Origin of the sequence: Flavobacterium sp. WG21 (assembly GCF_000335775.1) — a bacterium.
GTDB classification, from domain to species: Bacteria; Bacteroidota; Bacteroidia; order Flavobacteriales; family Flavobacteriaceae; genus Flavobacterium; species Flavobacterium tructae.
Map to the genome: position 1 here is coordinate 153,244 of NZ_AMYW01000001.1, position 15,947 is coordinate 169,190.

15 protein-coding genes are annotated in these 15,947 nt (G+C 35.8%); 7 read left to right on the forward strand and 8 right to left on the reverse strand.

Annotated features, from left to right (window positions below; translation table 11 throughout):
- The first annotated feature begins 94 nt into the window (after positions 1 to 94).
- The 4 genes from C245_RS0100685 to C245_RS0100695 all read left to right on the forward strand — a co-directional run bounded on the left by C245_RS0100685 (position 95) and on the right by C245_RS0100695 (position 6,111).
- On the forward strand, positions 95 to 1,657 hold the full coding sequence (locus C245_RS0100685) for a vitamin K epoxide reductase family protein (RefSeq protein WP_017494663.1): 1,563 nt from the start codon (positions 95 to 97) through the stop codon (positions 1,655 to 1,657).
- Between the two features lie 85 nt (positions 1,658 to 1,742).
- A complete protein-coding gene (locus C245_RS24140) occupies positions 1,743 to 1,940 on the forward strand; it encodes a hypothetical protein (protein WP_070906069.1) in 198 nt (65 codons plus the stop codon).
- Between the two features lie 682 nt (positions 1,941 to 2,622).
- Positions 2,623 to 4,815 carry a peptidase domain-containing ABC transporter gene (locus C245_RS0100690; RefSeq protein WP_017494664.1) on the forward strand — a complete coding sequence of 731 codons (2,193 nt, stop codon included), beginning with the start codon at positions 2,623 to 2,625 and terminating at the stop codon, positions 4,813 to 4,815.
- Between the two features lie 3 nt (positions 4,816 to 4,818).
- Entirely contained in the window at positions 4,819 to 6,111 is a 1,293-nt protein-coding gene (locus C245_RS0100695; RefSeq protein ID WP_017494665.1) for an HlyD family secretion protein, read from the forward strand.
- Here the strand turns inward: C245_RS0100695 and C245_RS0100700 are convergent.
- The 4 genes from C245_RS0100700 to C245_RS0100715 all read right to left on the reverse strand — a co-directional run bounded on the left by C245_RS0100700 (position 6,108) and on the right by C245_RS0100715 (position 8,572).
- The gene (locus C245_RS0100700) at positions 6,108 to 6,815 is read right to left on the reverse strand and encodes a tRNA1(Val) (adenine(37)-N6)-methyltransferase (RefSeq protein ID WP_017494666.1); all 708 of its coding nucleotides are present in this window, start codon (positions 6,813 to 6,815) and stop codon (positions 6,108 to 6,110) included. The genes C245_RS0100695 and C245_RS0100700 overlap by 4 nt on opposite strands.
- Positions 6,816 to 6,956: 141 nt before the next feature.
- Positions 6,957 to 7,307: a four helix bundle protein gene (locus C245_RS0100705; RefSeq protein ID WP_017494667.1), complete on the reverse strand. Its 351-nt coding sequence runs from the start codon at positions 7,305 to 7,307 to the stop codon at positions 6,957 to 6,959.
- 158 nt (positions 7,308 to 7,465) lie between these two features.
- Positions 7,466 to 7,990 carry a ribosome maturation factor RimM gene (gene rimM / locus C245_RS0100710; protein ID WP_017494668.1) on the reverse strand — a complete coding sequence of 175 codons (525 nt, stop codon included), beginning with the start codon at positions 7,988 to 7,990 and terminating at the stop codon, positions 7,466 to 7,468.
- Between the two features lie 15 nt (positions 7,991 to 8,005).
- Positions 8,006 to 8,572, reverse strand: coding sequence for a 30S ribosomal protein S16 (locus C245_RS0100715; RefSeq protein WP_017494669.1), 567 nt, complete (start codon positions 8,570 to 8,572; stop codon positions 8,006 to 8,008).
- 197 nt (positions 8,573 to 8,769) lie between these two features.
- On the opposite strand from C245_RS0100715, the gene C245_RS0100720 reads away from it, so the two are divergent.
- Complete coding sequence (locus C245_RS0100720) at positions 8,770 to 9,252, forward strand: DUF6252 family protein (RefSeq protein WP_017494670.1); 483 nt, start codon at positions 8,770 to 8,772, stop codon at positions 9,250 to 9,252.
- Between the two features lie 134 nt (positions 9,253 to 9,386).
- Entirely contained in the window at positions 9,387 to 9,737 is a 351-nt protein-coding gene (locus tag C245_RS0100725) for an RNA-binding protein (RefSeq protein ID WP_017494671.1), read from the forward strand.
- A 125-nt stretch (positions 9,738 to 9,862) separates the two neighbouring features.
- On the opposite strand, the gene leuB is transcribed toward C245_RS0100725, so the two are convergent.
- The 4 genes from leuB to leuC all read right to left on the reverse strand — a co-directional run bounded on the left by leuB (position 9,863) and on the right by leuC (position 14,890).
- On the reverse strand, positions 9,863 to 10,924 hold the full coding sequence (leuB, locus tag C245_RS0100730; RefSeq protein WP_017494672.1) for a 3-isopropylmalate dehydrogenase: 1,062 nt from the start codon (positions 10,922 to 10,924) through the stop codon (positions 9,863 to 9,865).
- A 171-nt stretch (positions 10,925 to 11,095) separates the two neighbouring features.
- The gene (locus tag C245_RS0100735; RefSeq protein ID WP_017494673.1) at positions 11,096 to 12,616 is read right to left on the reverse strand and encodes an alpha-isopropylmalate synthase regulatory domain-containing protein; all 1,521 of its coding nucleotides are present in this window, start codon (positions 12,614 to 12,616) and stop codon (positions 11,096 to 11,098) included.
- A 124-nt stretch (positions 12,617 to 12,740) separates the two neighbouring features.
- Positions 12,741 to 13,337, reverse strand: a complete 597-nt coding sequence (gene leuD / locus C245_RS0100740) for a 3-isopropylmalate dehydratase small subunit (protein WP_017494674.1) — start codon at positions 13,335 to 13,337, stop codon at positions 12,741 to 12,743.
- A 158-nt stretch (positions 13,338 to 13,495) separates the two neighbouring features.
- On the reverse strand, positions 13,496 to 14,890 hold the full coding sequence (gene leuC, locus C245_RS0100745; RefSeq protein WP_017494675.1) for a 3-isopropylmalate dehydratase large subunit: 1,395 nt from the start codon (positions 14,888 to 14,890) through the stop codon (positions 13,496 to 13,498).
- Between the two features lie 604 nt (positions 14,891 to 15,494).
- On the opposite strand from leuC, the gene C245_RS0100755 reads away from it, so the two are divergent.
- Positions 15,495 to 15,914, forward strand: a complete 420-nt coding sequence (locus tag C245_RS0100755) for a DUF417 family protein (protein ID WP_017494677.1) — start codon at positions 15,495 to 15,497, stop codon at positions 15,912 to 15,914.
- The last annotated feature ends 33 nt before the right edge of the window (positions 15,915 to 15,947 follow it).

Sequence of the window (15,947 nt, forward strand, 5' to 3'; positions counted from 1 at the left end):
TAGTATAATTAATAAAATGTGTACTACTAGCGTTTTTTTCTCAACAAAAACAACAATCTTTGCAGTGTAATTATGATTTTAAAGACTCGAAAAGATGTTAAAGCTTGTCCAAAAATTTCTACAAATAAACAAGTACTCGGAGATTAAAAATGAGTTTAAAGATTTGTTCCTTTCTCATCCAAATTATCCTAGTTTGTTTGCGATAACAGATTCTCTGGATTTACTGTCTGTAGAGAATGCTGCGATAAGAGTTCCGAAAGAGCAAATAGTAGATTTGCCTTCAAATTTTTTGGCTTATTTCAAAGAGGAGTTAATATTAGTGGAAAAAGCAAAGAATTTTGTTCGAATCAATACGATGAAAAAAGGAAGTCAAAAAATGGCTTATGAAAAGTTTTTATTAGACTGGAATGGGGTTATAGTTGCAATTGAACCAAACAATGTTATAGCAAGAGAGAGAATAAAAGTTGAATTCAGCTGGTTGAAATATGGTTTGCCGCTTTTGTTGGTAGTTGGATTGTCATTTTTTTACAATACATACAATTTATTTAGCCTGGTTTTTTTAACCACATCAATTTTAGGATTCATTGTAAGTGTTTTCATTGTTCAGGAAAAACTGGGATTTAAGAATAGTATCATTTCAAAATTTTGCAATTTTAGTTCTAACTCTTCCTGTAGCTCTGTAATCAATAATAAAGAAGGTAATGAAAGCAAATGGATTAGCTTTCCGGACTTACCACTAATGTTTTTTGGGGCCAGCTTGATTGCAATTTTGGTAAAACCACTGGAGTCTTCGATTTTCATAGGTTTTTTAAGCTTATTAGCGATACCGGTTATTGTGTCTTCTATTTGGATTCAAAAATTTGAAATTCAAAGATGGTGTGTAATGTGCTTAGTGGTGTCTTCTTTGATTTTTGTGCAAAGTGCTATATGGTTTGCGTCAGATTTGTTTACGTTGAGTTTTAGTTTTGCTGAAATTTTTCCATTCTTGTTCTCGTTGGCACTTCTTGTTCCTATTTGGGCAGTTTTGAAAACAATTATAAAAAATATATTAGGGACTGAAAGCTCACTTAAAGAGATGAAAAAGTTTAAAAGAAATTACTCTTTATTGAACTTCTTGTCTAAAAAAGTGCCTCATATAAATGGACTTGATGATCTAAGAGGATTGCATTTTGGAAATAGAAATGCGGCCGTTAAGTTATCAGTAATCATCAGCCCTAGTTGTGGACATTGTCATAAAACATTTCAGGAGGCGTTTGATTTAGTATTGAGATTTCCGGATAAGATACACTTGAACGTGTTGTTTAATGTAAATCCTGAGAATGCCGAAAATCCATATAAAGTGGTAGTTGAAAGACTTTTAACAATAAACAGATCTACACCGGGAAAAACAGTTGAGGCTATTTCAGACTGGCATATTAAAAATATGAGTCTTAAGAAATGGTTGAAAAAATGGACTGTTGATTCTGTAAGTATGATGATAACACAGGAAATAAACAAGCAATATGAATGGTGTTCTAAAAACGATTTTAATTACACACCTGTTAAGATTGTAAATGATAAAATTTTTCCGGCAGAATATGAATTAGGAGAGTTAAAATACTTTTTAAATGATTATATCGAAGAGAAAGAAGAGGTTGTTTTAGAAAAAACAGCATAATATCTGAAAATAGTTACAACAGACAGAAGCTTCAACTGTCTTAAAATGATTGAAGTATGAGTCCAAAAAACAAAAGCCTTTAGTTATGTTAAAAATCATTTTAAACTTAGAAGGTGCTCAAGAGCTAAGTGCGTTCGAGCAAAAAAGCATGGTAGGAGGACAGCCAATTAATCCGCCTAAAAGATGTTGCGTTTGTCCGGGTAGAGGTTCGTCTACTCTTGTAACGTGTGATTCGATTTGTTCGAATGGTACAATACCGGCAGTGCTTGAGGATTGTTTGTAGTCTTACTCTAATGAGGAGCATTTAATATAAGAAGGAGGCTAAATAAATCTTCGCATTTAAAGAATGTTTCGAAATTGAAGTATATAAGACAAGGTAAAATGACTTTGGTCGTTTTTGATATTAATTTTTTAGCGTTTTAATAGAAGTACAAAATAGCCTTTTTTAGAATTTAGTCATGTTTTTTTTAATTTGTAGGCGCTCGATCGTGGAACATTGAGCAAATTTCCCCACATTGATGATTGGTGTAGGGATTCTTAGGAAATTGGTCACTGAGTTGATTTTAATTGGTTAGGGTTAACCAGTGCCATGTCCTAAAGAAATTGTATTTCTAATAGATATGTTTTTAAATACTCTAACAGAGAAGATTTGTTTCTTCTCTGTTTTTTTTTGGATTAATCCGTCGCTTCGTAATGAACTTAATGAAATCATTTATATGGATTGATTGTTAGGTTGGTAAAGAGTAGAAATAAGGTCTTTAGATGGTTTAGTATTGTGGTTAGTAGTCTTAAATGTGATCTGAAAAATTCTTGTAAAATCCTTTTTTTAGGATCATTGTTGTTTTTTAACTATAAATCAGAAGGAAAAACAAATAATTGCGATTTTTTGGCGGATAAATATTATATTTTTGTAAGGCAGATAATGGTAAGATTGTTTGTGCATAAATGATTAACCCTAAATTAAATTGAAAAAATTCACCAATTATAAACAGGCCGATTATAAAGATTGTGGGCCGACGTGTTTAAAAATAATAGCGAAACATTACGGCAAAACAATCAACATTCAGGAGTTGAGAGACATCAGTGAAACAACACGTGAAGGAAGTAATTTGCTTTTTTTGAGTGATGCGGCCGAGAAAATTGGTTTTAGAACTTTAGGTGTAAAATTAAATCTCGAACGATTAGAAGAAGCACCGCTTCCTTGTGTTTTACATTGGAACAAAAATCATTATGTAGTACTTTACAAAATTAAAAGAAATACCTACTATATTTCGGATCCTGCTTTTGGTTTGATCGAATACAACAAAGAAGATTTTATTAAATTCTGGATCGGAAACAATGCGGATGAATCTACTCAGGAAGGAATAGCATTATTGATTGAAGCGACTCCTAAATTCTTTCAATCTGATTTTGATAAAGAAGACAATCACGGACTCGGATTTGGATTGTTGGCACAATACGTGCTTCGGTACAGGTCGTTTCTAATACAATTAAGTATAGGATTACTGGCCAGTAGTTTATTGCAGCTTATTTTTCCGTTTTTAACCCAAAGTATTGTCGATGTCGGGATTCAAAACCAGAACATTCATTTTATTTACCTGATTCTTTTTGCTCAATTGTTCCTTTTTGCCGGAAGGACAGGTTTGGAACTTATCAGAAGCTGGATTTTGTTACATCTTTCTACCCGAATCAACATTTCTCTTATTTCGGATTTCTTTATTAAACTAATGAATCTGCCCATTTCATTTTTCGATGTACGAATGACTGGTGACATCATGCAGCGTATTAATGACCATCGCAGAATTGAACGAATTTTGACAACATCATCATTGAATGTCTTATTTTCTGTGATCAATATGTTTGTGATGGGAGGTGTTTTAGCTTACTTTAATCTGAAGATTTTTCTAGTGTTTTTTGCGGGCAGTTTGCTTTATTTTGGATGGATTACTTTGTTCTTAAAAAGAAGAGAAGTACTCGATTACAAGCGTTTCGCAGAGGTTTCCAGTGAGCAAAACAAAGTGATGGAGCTTATCAACGGAATGCAGGAAATAAAGCTTCACAACGCCGAAAAACAAAAACGCTGGGGATGGGAATACATACAGGCAAGGCTTTTTAGAGTTTCAATAAAGGGGCTGGTTTTAGAGCAAACACAAACTATAGGTTCTTCTGTAATCAATGAATTAAAAAATATCTTTATTATATTCCTATCGGCAAAATTAGTAATTGATGGTTCTATTACACTGGGGATGATGCTGGCAATTAGTTCGATAGTAGGGAGTTTAAACGGGCCAATTACGCAACTTATAGAATTCGTCAGGGAGCTTCAGGATGCGAAGATATCATTGGCCAGATTATCTGAAATTCATGAGAAAGAAGACGAAACGCAGCAAGAAGTCTATCAGACGAGTGATGTTCCTTTTGATTCAGATATTGATATTAATAACCTTTCCTATCGTTATTTAGGTTCTGATATTCCTGTTCTGGAAGATCTGACACTGAAAATCCCGGCCAATAAAGTAACAGCAATAGTAGGAGTCAGCGGAAGCGGTAAAACAACTTTAATGAAGCTTCTATTAAAATTCTATGAACCTGAAAAAGGGGAGATAACCATCGGAAATGCGCAATTGAAAAATATTTCGCAAAAAGCATGGAGATCCAATATCGGAGCTGTTATGCAGGAAGGGTTTATTTTTAGTGATACCATTGCGAACAATATTGCAATTGGTGTCGATAAAGTAGATAAAGAACGTTTGGTTTATGCTGCTGATGTAGCTAACATAAAAGAATACATTTCAGGTTTACCGTTAGGATACAATACAAAAATTGGCGCCGAAGGACTTGGGATGAGTACCGGACAAAAGCAACGTTTGTTAATAGCAAGAGCAGTATATAAAAACCCGGAAGTTTTGTTTTTTGATGAAGCTACATCGGCATTGGACGCGAATAATGAAAAAGAAATAATGCAAAAACTGGATATTTTCTTCAAAGATAAAACGGTTGTGGTTATTGCCCATCGCTTAAGTACTGTGATGAATGCAGATCAAATTGTGGTTTTAGATAAAGGAAAAATTATCGAAATTGGCAGTCATTCTGTTTTGGTAGAGCAAAAAGGAAATTATTTTGAACTGGTTAAGAATCAATTACAATTAGGAAATTAAAACATGGCAGAAGATACTACATTTGAACTAAGAAGTGAAGAAGTTCAGGACATTCTCACTAAGGTACCACATTGGATGATTCGTTGGGGAACCGTTTTGATATTCGTTATTATTACGATGCTTTTTTTCGTGTCCTGGTTTATCAAATATCCTGACGTTGTTGCTACTCAAATTGTAATTACAACCAATATTCCCCCGGAGAAGATCGTTTCGAAATCATCGGGTCGTATTGAGGCAATTTTAGTAAAAGACAAATCGATTGTTTCAAAAAACAGCACACTTGCTGTTATTGAAAATACCGCTAATTATAAAGATGTTTTTTTGTTGAAAAAAATCGTTGACGAATATAATATCAATGATCCCAGAAAAGCCTTTCCTTTCGAACTGTTGAGAAATGCTCAGTTAGGAGAGATTGAAAGTGCTTTTGCTGTTTTTCAAAAAGACTATCAGGCAGAACAACTAAATAAAAATTTGCAGCCTTTTGAAGTAGAAAACCGGGCACAGGTTTCTGAAAAAGTTCAGATTAAAGACCGATTGGAAATTTTGCAGCAGCAAAAAGTGATTAATGAAAGTGAATTGCAGCTTCAGAAAAATGAAATGGCTAGATTTGAAACCTTATTCAATAAAGGAATCATTTCTGCACAGGAAATGGAAGCTAAAAAACTGGGATATCTCCAGGCGCAAAAAAATTATAAAACCCTTTTGTCTTCCATTTCTCAGTTAAAGTCGGCTTTGATTACTAATACTAAATTAAGTCAGAACTCACAAATCAGTGGGACTAAAGAAGAAGTTACCTTAGGAAGAAATATGGCGCAGTCTTTTTATCAGCTTAAAAAAGTAATAAAAGACTGGGAGCTGGCCTATGCTTTAAAATCATCGGTGAGTGGGGTTGTTACTTTTTTGCAGGTTTGGACAGAGAATCAAACGATCAATACTGGGGATAACGTCTTCTCGATTATTCCGGATACCAAAAATGGTTTTGTAGGTAAGGTAAAAGCACCGGCATTGAATTCAGGGAAAATAAAAGTAGGTCAGATGGTGAACATCAGATTAGCGAATTTTCCCGACAGAGAATTTGGAGTGTTAAGAGGAAAGATCCAAAATATTTCTTTAGTTCCGGATAAAGATGGGAATTTATTATTGGATGTAGCGCTTCCCAACGGATTGGAAACGTCCTATAAAAAGCAAATCGTTTTTCAGCAGGAAATGAAAGGAAGTGCCGAGATTGTGACCGAAGATTTACGTTTAATCGAGAGAATTTTATATCAGTTCAAAAGCCTTTTTGAGCATGTTTAAAATTTTAAATAAAAATCTTTAGTAAGCTCGATATACTCAGAGGTATAAACGTGTCGGTCAATTTCTATTGTTAATTCATCAACTCCAGGTTGTGCGGTTTGGTTACGGCTAAAAGCCAAAAGGCTACGCTTTACAACAGCTGTTGGAGTACCTTTTACCCGCGTAATTTTGACAGGGTATAATTCGGATTCTTTGGCTAAGGCAATAAATTTTTCTTCTTCTTTAAAAGGAAGAATTATGGCAAGTATTCCATTTTCAGATAAAAGTAAATCAGCCGCTTCAACTAATTCTTCAAAAGGCATTGCGTCCTGAAAGCGTGCTAAATCACGTTGTTCGTTTTCGCTTTTATAATCTTCAGCATAAAAGGGGGGATTCGAAACAATCAGATCATATTCGTCTTCCGGTTCTTCTATAAATTCATCCAAACCTGCATGAAAACAAAATAGACGGTCTCCCCAAGGCGAGTTTTCAAAATTTTCTACGGCTTCTTCATAAGCATCTTCGTCAATTTCAAGCGCGTCAATTTGCTCTGCATTTGTTCTTTGTGCCAGCATTAAAGCAATAATCCCGGTTCCGGCGCCAATGTCTAAAACGCTAAATGGATTATGATTTATAGGTGCCCAAGCGCCCAGTAAAACACCATCAGTGCCAACTTTCATAGCGGTTTTGTCTTGTAGAACTGAAAATTGTTTGAATGTAAACATATAGGGAAATTCCAATTTTTTTAAATTCCAAATTCCAACTTGACAGAAGAGAATTTCAAAGGAGAAGATCCAAATTCTAATTTTAGTTGTTTGTTGGGGGCTTATTTTACGATGCAAAAATAAGATTAAAATCCGAATTAATTATTTTGATGTTTTAGTGATTATTGCCGATAAAATTTTTCGCAATTCGTCTATTTCAAATAATAAAGAATCTGAAGCTATTCTCTGATCAGGATTTAATTCGTGTAGTAATCTCAGCCAATATTTAGATTCTTTGGCTTCTTTTCTGGCGATTTTAAGTCTGAATAATAAATCTTTGTCTCCTAGTTTTTTGTTTGCTTCAATATAATTAGCGCCAACAGAACCAGATGACCTTATGAGTTGTTTGCCGTCTTCAATATTTGATATTGTTTTTGGCAGACTTCTAATATAATTTCTGCATTCTTTTGCAAACAAAAAAGTTCTCTCTTCTAGATCGTACGGTTTACCCATGATATGATTTTCCTTTTTTTATTTCAAACTCCAATGGTTAGGGTTTAAAAGTAATAAAAGACAATTAAAAAGCGAGTTTTTTCTTTCAAAAAAAATACTGATAATTCCCTTCTGTCAAGTTGGAATTTGGAATTTAAAAAAATTTGGAATTTCTAAACTTAAAGGTACATCTCCACTAAACCTTCAGGAAGATTCATGATAACCTTTTTGTTTTCACGGTCTATTTTTACAAGGAATTGATCGATCATCGGAATTAACATTTCGACTTCGCCATTTAAAACTTCAAAAAGAGGTTGCGCCGTCGTATCGTTTACGGCAGCAATTTTTCCAAAAACACCTAAGCGCTGGTCTTCGATTTCAAAACCGATTACTTCGTGGAAATAAAATTTGTTGCCGGAAAGTTTTGGCAACATTGTTAAAGGAAGATAAATGGCATTGCCAACAAGGGCATCTGCATCTTCTTCTGTGTTTACATCTTCAAAACGAATTCTTAGAAAGTCGTTTTTGTGCAAAGAACTTGTTTCAATAAAAAAAGGAACCAAGTGTTTGTTGCATTCAACAAACACTGATTCCAGATTTTCGTATAACTCAGGTTCGTCCGTGTCTAAATAAGCCAGAACTTCACCTTTGAAACTAAATTTTTTAGCGATTTTACCTAAATAAAAACATTCTTCTTTACGCATTCTCGCCAGCTAAAATTATGCTTCAGTTGTTTCGTTATTCTCTTCAGTAGCAGTTTCTTCAGTTGAAGCTTCAACTTCAGCAACTTCTTCTGTAGCCTCAGCAGCAGTAGCAGCAGCAATTGCGTCAGCTTCAGCTTGAGCAGCAGCAGCTAAACGTTTAGCGTTAACTTCTTGTTCTGCTTTTAAAGCTTTAGCTTTAACATCAGCTTGCGCTTTTGATAAACCATCTTTTTTAGCATCAACTTTTCCAGCTTTAGCTTCTAACCAAGCAGCTAATTTAGCGTCAGCTTGCTCTTGAGTTAAAGCTCCTTTACGGATACCTCCATCAAGGTGGTGTTTCAATAAAGCACCTTTGTAAGAAAGAATTGCTCTAGCAGTATCAGTTGGTTGAGCACCATTGTGTAACCATTTAACTGCACTATCAAGGTTTAAGTCGATAGTTGCCGGGTTTGTGTTTGGATTGTAAGTACCGATTTTCTCTAAGTATTTACCATCTCTTTTTGAGCGTGCATCTGCAGCTACAACCCAGTAAAAAGGTTTTCCTTTTTTACCGTGTCTTTGTAATCTAATTTTTACTGACATAATCGTATGATTAAATTTTGAGGTACTCGACCCCTGTTAATTAAGGGCGCAAAGATATAATTTTTTTATGAATTATACGTTCGAAATCATATTAAATGTATTTCAGGTGTATTTCTGAGGCATTTATGTCCTTTTTAACTTCATTTTTTAAATAATTATCTTAATTGAGGTTATTTTTGCCTCAAATTTACTGTGATATGAAAAAAATAATTTCTTTAGTATTACTGCTTTTTATTGTTTCTGCTTGTTCTGAAGATATAAAATTCAATAATCCGGCCTTCCAAAGCTTAAAGGAAAATGTGTTTTGGCGTGCTGTAAACTATAATGCTTCCAGTGTTACGAACAGCGGTTTTGTTATTGTGGGCGATCTTGGATTTGAAAAAGTAATTTTAAAAGTTCCGGAGCCAACAGCACAAACCTACATTCTGGGGCGTGACAATGTAACGACGGCAACTTACTTAAATACACAATCGACGTCGCCATCCCGGTTTTCTACAGGTGCAAATAAAGGGGATGGGCAAATTGTGATTACCGAATATAATGCCGAGAACAAAACGATCTCAGGGACGTTTAAGTTTACTGCTTTGAATGAGGATGAAAAGGATCTCGAAAAACCAAAAATTAGTTTTACTGAAGGTGTTTTTTACAAAATTCCAATTTCGGCAACATTTGAAAATTAGAGTTTTAATTTGCGATGGTTTGGTTTTATTGATATCTGTTTTTTTAAATCAAAATAAAAACATAAATAAACTAATATATAGTAGATTACAGAAAAATAAAGTTACATTTGCTACATTATTATAAATAAGTACATATGAACATTTTTGTTGGAAGCCTTCCATTCAGTATTGAGGAAGCAGATTTAAGAGAGTCTTTCGAGGCTTACGGAGCAGTAGATTCAGTTAAAATTATTACTGATAAATTTACTGGAAGAAGCAAAGGATTTGGTTTCGTTGAGATGCCAAACGACAGCGAGGCTCAAAAAGCAATTGATGAATTGAACGGAGCTACTGTTCAAGGTCGTACAATTGTTGTTAATAAATCTGAACCAAAACCTGAAGGTGAAAGAAGAAGCTTCAATAACAACCGTGGAGGTGATTCTCGCGGAGGTTACGGAAACAACCGTGGTGGAAATGACCGTGGTGGTAACAGAGGAGGATATTAATATTTTTTTCTAAATATATAAAAGGGATCAACTTGCGTTGATCCCTTTTTTTTGTTTCACGTTTTTTTTTGTTTCAGGTTTCAGGTTGTTGGAACGTGAAACTTGAAACCTGAAACTAAAAAAAACTATAAGTTAGCTACAAGCCAGTCTCCAACTTCACTGGTTTTATAAGCTTTAGTACCCTTTGAAGCCAAATCTTCGGTAACAATTCCCTGTTCTAAGGATTGGTTTACAACTGCTCTAATGGCTTCGGCTTCGTCTTTTAATCCAAAAGCATCTTCAAACATCATGGCAGCTGATAAAATAGTAGCCAGCGGATTTGCGATATTCAATCCTGTAGCTTGTGGGTAAGATCCATGAATTGGTTCGTAAAGAGAAGTGTGTTCTCCAACAGAAGCAGAAGGCATTAATCCCATAGAGCCCGAGATTACAGAAGCTTCATCAGTTAAAATATCTCCAAATAAATTCTCGGTAATTAGAACGTCATAAGAATTAGGCCATTGAACCAATCGCATGGCAACGGCATCTACAAACTCGTAAGATACGGTAACTTCCGGATAGTCTTTTTCCATTGCCTGTACTGTTTCTCTCCATAAACGCGAAGTTTCCAGAACGTTCGCCTTGTCAACACAGCATAATTTTTTGCTGCGGGTCATGGCTAGTTCAAAGCCTTTTTTTGCCAGACGTTGTACTTCAGCTCTGGTATAAACACAATTGTCAAATGCTGTGTCGCCATTATCTTTTCTTCCTTTTTCCCCAAAGTAAATCCCTCCTGTCAGTTCTCTTAAGAAAACCAGATCAGTACCTTCGATTCTTTCTCTTTTTAAAGGAGAATTATCAATTAAGGATGGAAAAGTGAAGGTTGGGCGTACATTCGCAAACAATCCTAATTTTTTACGCATGAGTAATAAACCCTGTTCCGGACGTACCGGCGCACTTGGATCATTATCATATTTTGGATGACCGATTGCGCCAAATAAAACAGCATCGGCTTTCATGCATATTTCGTGAGTTTCATCAGGATAAGGAACTCCAACGGCGTCAATTGCGCATGCTCCGGTTAAGGCAGGTGTCCATGTTATTTCGTGATTGAATTTTTTTGCAATAGCATCAGATACTTTTACCGCTTCGTTTATTACCTCAGGACCAATTCCGTCTCCTGCTAAAAGGGCTATGTTTAATTTCATTCTATGGGTGTTATTTAAGGTTCTAAGATTCTGAGTTGCTAAGGTTCTAAGATTTTTTCTAATTAGCACATTTAGTAACTTGATGTTGTTGTTTGTTCTCAGGTTCTGAGTTGCTTGAATTCTGGTTTTTTTTCTCAGTACCTTAGAATCTTAGCAACTTAGCACCTTTTATCAAGTAACTATATTAAGCATTTTTTGAGTTGCAATAATCGCTGCAACGGTCTGGTCAGAATCTAATCCTCTCGTTTTAAATTCTTTTCCGTTGTTGACCCAGGTGATGATGGTTTCGCACAAAGCATCAGAGCTGCTTCCGGGAGGGATTCTTACGGCATAGTCAATTAATTTGGGAAGTGTTAGTTTTTTGTTTTTATAAATTTTGGATAAAGCATTCATAAAAGCGTCAAACTGACCATCACCCTGAGCATTTTCTTCGATAATTTCATCGCCGAATTTTAAGCATAAAGTCGTTGATGGACGCATTCCTTTTGAGTGAACTAATATATAGGATTCAATTTTTATTCTTTCTTCGTAAGTATGGCTGTCCAGAACATCAGAAATAATGTACGGGAGATCTTCTTTGGTTACCGTCTCTTTTTTGTCTCCCAGTTCGATGATTCTTTGTGTGACCAATTTCAAATCTTCCTGATTCAATTTTAAGCCTAATTCCTGAAGATTCTTTTCGATATTGGCTTTTCCTGAAGTTTTTCCTAAAGCATATTTTCGTTTTCTTCCAAAGCGTTCCGGAAGTAAATCATTAAAATACAGATTGTTTTTATTGTCTCCGTCGGCATGAATTCCGGCAGTTTGTGTGAAAACATTGTCTCCCACAATCGGTTTGTTGGCAGGAATTCTGTAGCCAGTAAAAGTTTCTACCAGTTTACTTACGGTGTACAAAGAAGTTTCCTTAATGTTGATGCTCACTTCAGGCAGGTAATCGTTTATCACGGCCACTGTGCTTTCTAAGGGCGCATTTCCTGCACGTTCACCCATTCCGTTTACGGTTACATGAAGTCCGTTGATACCGGCTTTTATGGCTTCCATAACATTGGCAACGCTTAGGTCGTAGTCGTTATGAGCATGGAAATCAAAATGAATTTTAGGATATCGGGCTCTGATTTTTGAAATAAACTCAAAAGTCAGGGACGGAATTAGCACACCTAAAGTATCCGGAAGCAAAATTCGTTTAACAGGCTGAGTGGATAGAAAATCCAGAAATTGAAAAACATAGTCAGGAGAATTTCGCATTCCGTTACTCCAGTCTTCCAGGTAAACATTGGTTTCAATATCATTCTCCCGGGCTAAACTTATGATGTGTGCGATTTCAGAAAAGTGCTGTTCAGGTGTTTTTTTTAATTGATGAGTGAGATGATTTAGGGAGCCTTTGGTCAATAAATTTTGAACTCTTGCACCAGCTTTTTTCATCCATTCTATCGAAACGCCGCCGTCTACAAAGGCAAGAACTTCAATACGATTGATGTATTCTTTTTCGGTTGCCCAGGTAGTAATGCTTTTTACGGCCTGAAATTCTCCTTCGCTTACACGTGCAGAGGCAATTTCGATTCGGTCAATATTTAATTCCTCCAACAGTAATTGTGCAATGGTCAGTTTTTCTGCAGCAGAAAATGATACTCCCGAGGTTTGTTCGCCATCACGGAGTGTCGTATCCATTATTTCAATTTTTCTTTTTTCCATATTGATTTTCCAAATTCCTTTATACAAATAGATTGTTGTTGTGTTGTCTGGTTTTGTTTAAGTTATAAGACCCGACAGATTTTAAAAAAAACCTGCCGGGTCTCATAGGACTGAACCTGATTTTTTAATAAGGAAGTTTGTCAGCAAAAGCAACAATGTCTTCTTTAATGTTTTGTAAATAATCAATGTCGTCAAAGCCATTAATCATGTTGTTCTTTTTGTATCCGTTAATGGCAAATGATTCCTGCTGGCCTGTCGACAATAAGGTAATCGTTTGATTCGGTAAATTGATTTCCAGTTCTGTTTTAGGATCAGCCTCGATAGCTTTGAAAATGGTTTCGGCAAATTCAGGGCTTACCTGAACCGGAAGAACTCCAATATTTAAACAGTTTCCTTTGAAGATATCTGCAAAGAAGCTTGAAACGACAGCTCTGAAACCGTAATCGTAAACTGCCCAGGCAGCGTGCTCTCTCGAAGATCCTGAGCCGAAGTTTTTTCCTCCAACCAGAATTTTTCCACTATAAGTTGAATCGTTTAAAACGAAGTCAGTTTTTGGAGTATCGTCTCCGTTGTATCTCCAGTCTCTAAACAAATTGTCTCCAAAACCTTCACGTTTTGTAGCTTTTAGAAAACGAGCCGGAATGATTTGATCGGTGTCTACGTTTTCAATTGGCAGTGGCACCGCACTGCTGGTAAGTATGTTGAATTTATCGTATGCCATTTTTTTCTGCTTTAGGCTGTTTTTCTGCTTTAGGCTATAAGCTGTATGCTTTAAGCTTTTTGCACAGCGTTTTGTTTTTTTATTTGCTTCAGGCAGTAAGCCTTTTTTTATAATCTGATTAAAGCTTAAAGCCTATTGCTTAAAGCTTACAGCAAGAATTAAAATAATTCTCTTGGGTCTGTTAGTTTTCCGGTAACAGCAGCTGCGGCAGCCATAATCGGACTTGCTAATAATGTTCTGGAACCTGGGCCCTGACGACCTTCAAAATTTCTGTTGGAGGTACTTACTGCATATTTTCCGGCAGGAACTTTATCGTCGTTCATAGCCAGACATGCAGAGCAACCAGGCTGACGTAATACAAAACCAGCATCCGTAAGAATATCTAAAATACCTTCTTCTTTAATTTGAGCTTCAACAACGTGAGAACCGGGAACTAGCCAAGCCGTTACATTGTCAGCTTTTTTTCTTCCTTTAACAATCTCGGCAAAAGCTCTGAAGTCTTCAATACGCCCATTGGTACAACTTCCTAAGAAAACATAGTCAATTGGCTTTCCAATCATTACATCGTCTTCTTTAAAGCCCATGTAAGCCAAAGATTTTTTGTAAGTTTCCTCACCACCTTCAACTTCTTTTGCATTTGGGATATGTTTTGAGATACCAATTCCCATTCCCGGGTTAGTACCATAAGTAATCATTGGTTCGATATCAGAAGCATTGATGTTCAGTTCGGCATCAAAAACAGCATCAGGATCCGTTTTTAGGGTTTTCCAGTAGGCAACCGCTTTGTTCCATGCTTCTCCTTTTGGAGTGAATAATCTTCCTTCAAGGAAATCAAAAGTAGTCTGATCCGGAGCGATCATCCCGCCTCGGGCACCCATTTCAATACTTAGGTTACAAACCGTCATACGGCCCTCCATGGTCATATTTTCGAAAACATCTCCGGCGTATTCAACAAAATAACCGGTTCCGCCTGAAGTCGTTAACTGAGCGATAATGTAAAGTGCAACATCTTTTGGTCCAACTCCTTTGCTTAACTGACCGTTTACGTTGATACGCATTTTTTTTGGTTTTGGCTGCATGATACATTGCGTAGAAAGAACCATCTCAACCTCAGAAGTTCCGATACCAAAAGCAATCGCTCCAAAAGCACCGTGAGTAGAGGTGTGTGAATCTCCGCAAACAATAGTAGCACCTGGCAAAGTAATTCCGTTTTCAGGACCCACTACGTGTACAATTCCATTTTTAATGTGTCCTAGTCCCCAGTGTGAAATTCCGTATTCATTGGCGTTGTCTTCAAGTGCTTTCAGCTGATTGGCGGACAGAGCATCTTGTACTGGCAGGTGTTGGTTAATAGTTGGAGTATTGTGGTCTGCAGTTGCAAAAGTACGCTCCGGATATAAAACGGAAACGCCTCTGGCTTTTAATCCTAGAAAAGCAACGGGACTTGTAACTTCGTGAATAAAATGGCGGTCAATAAAAAACACATCTGGTCCATCTTCAATTTTACGCACTACATGTGAATCCCATACTTTGTCAAATAATGTCTTACTCATTGTTTTGTTTTTTTAATTGTAATTTCTATAACCACAGCAATTTCTGCTTATATATAATAGGAAAGCAAAATTAAAAAAAGCTAAAAAGTGGTCAATTTCAATATTTCATTATATACGATACCCAAACTAAAAATACGAATTGCGATTGGCTTTTGAAAAATCTGTTTTTGGCCGCAAAAAGAATGGCAGATCAGTATTGTTTTTCTTTCCGAAGTTAATTTCCAGAGTGTAGCTTTGAATTTTAGCAGTTGATGGATTTGCCTTGAAATCACCATAAAATATAGGTTTTAGGGTTGAAAAATGTAATAAAATCAACAAAAAAGGCGATTTTTATTGATTTTGAATTCCTTTTTAAGTTTTTGTGATCTCAGATAAAAACACTTTTTAAGCGTACTTTGACGCCTTGAGGAGGAATATGTATTTGTGTTTTTTTACTGGAAATAATACGACATCCAAGAAGCGTATTTTTTTCTTTTTTAGAATGAAATTAAATGAAGAAGTAGAGGATTGCTTGTGGAGAAATTGACGGATAATGACGGGTATCTGACATTTGCTTTTAAAAGCTAGTGCTAATTTTGAACAATCTAATTTTAAAAATAATGTTATGAATTTAAATGAATTTGCGTACAAACTGGGAGTTTTGGGAACTGTAATTATTTTGCTTTGGGTAGGACTTTTTAAGTTTACAGCAGTGGAAGCCGGAGCAATAAAAGAATTGGTCGAAAATCATTTTGCTATGGGCTGGATGTATAAAGTAATGTCGGTTCAGCAGGTTTCAAATCTTATTGGGATTTTTGAAGTGTTAACGGGGATTGGTTTACTGGCTTCTTTGTTTTTAAGAAGAATTGGTTTTTATGCAGGCTTTGCATCAGCGGTTATATTTGTGACCACATTGAGTTTTCTGGCGACCACTCCGGGTGTTTTTAAAATGGTGGAAGGATTTCCTGTAACCGATTTTTTTATTTTAAAGGACATTCCGTATTTGGCAATTTCGCTGATGGTTTTTGTGAATGGTAAAGAATAAAAAATATTGAGCGGTGTTGATAAAAACCTGCAT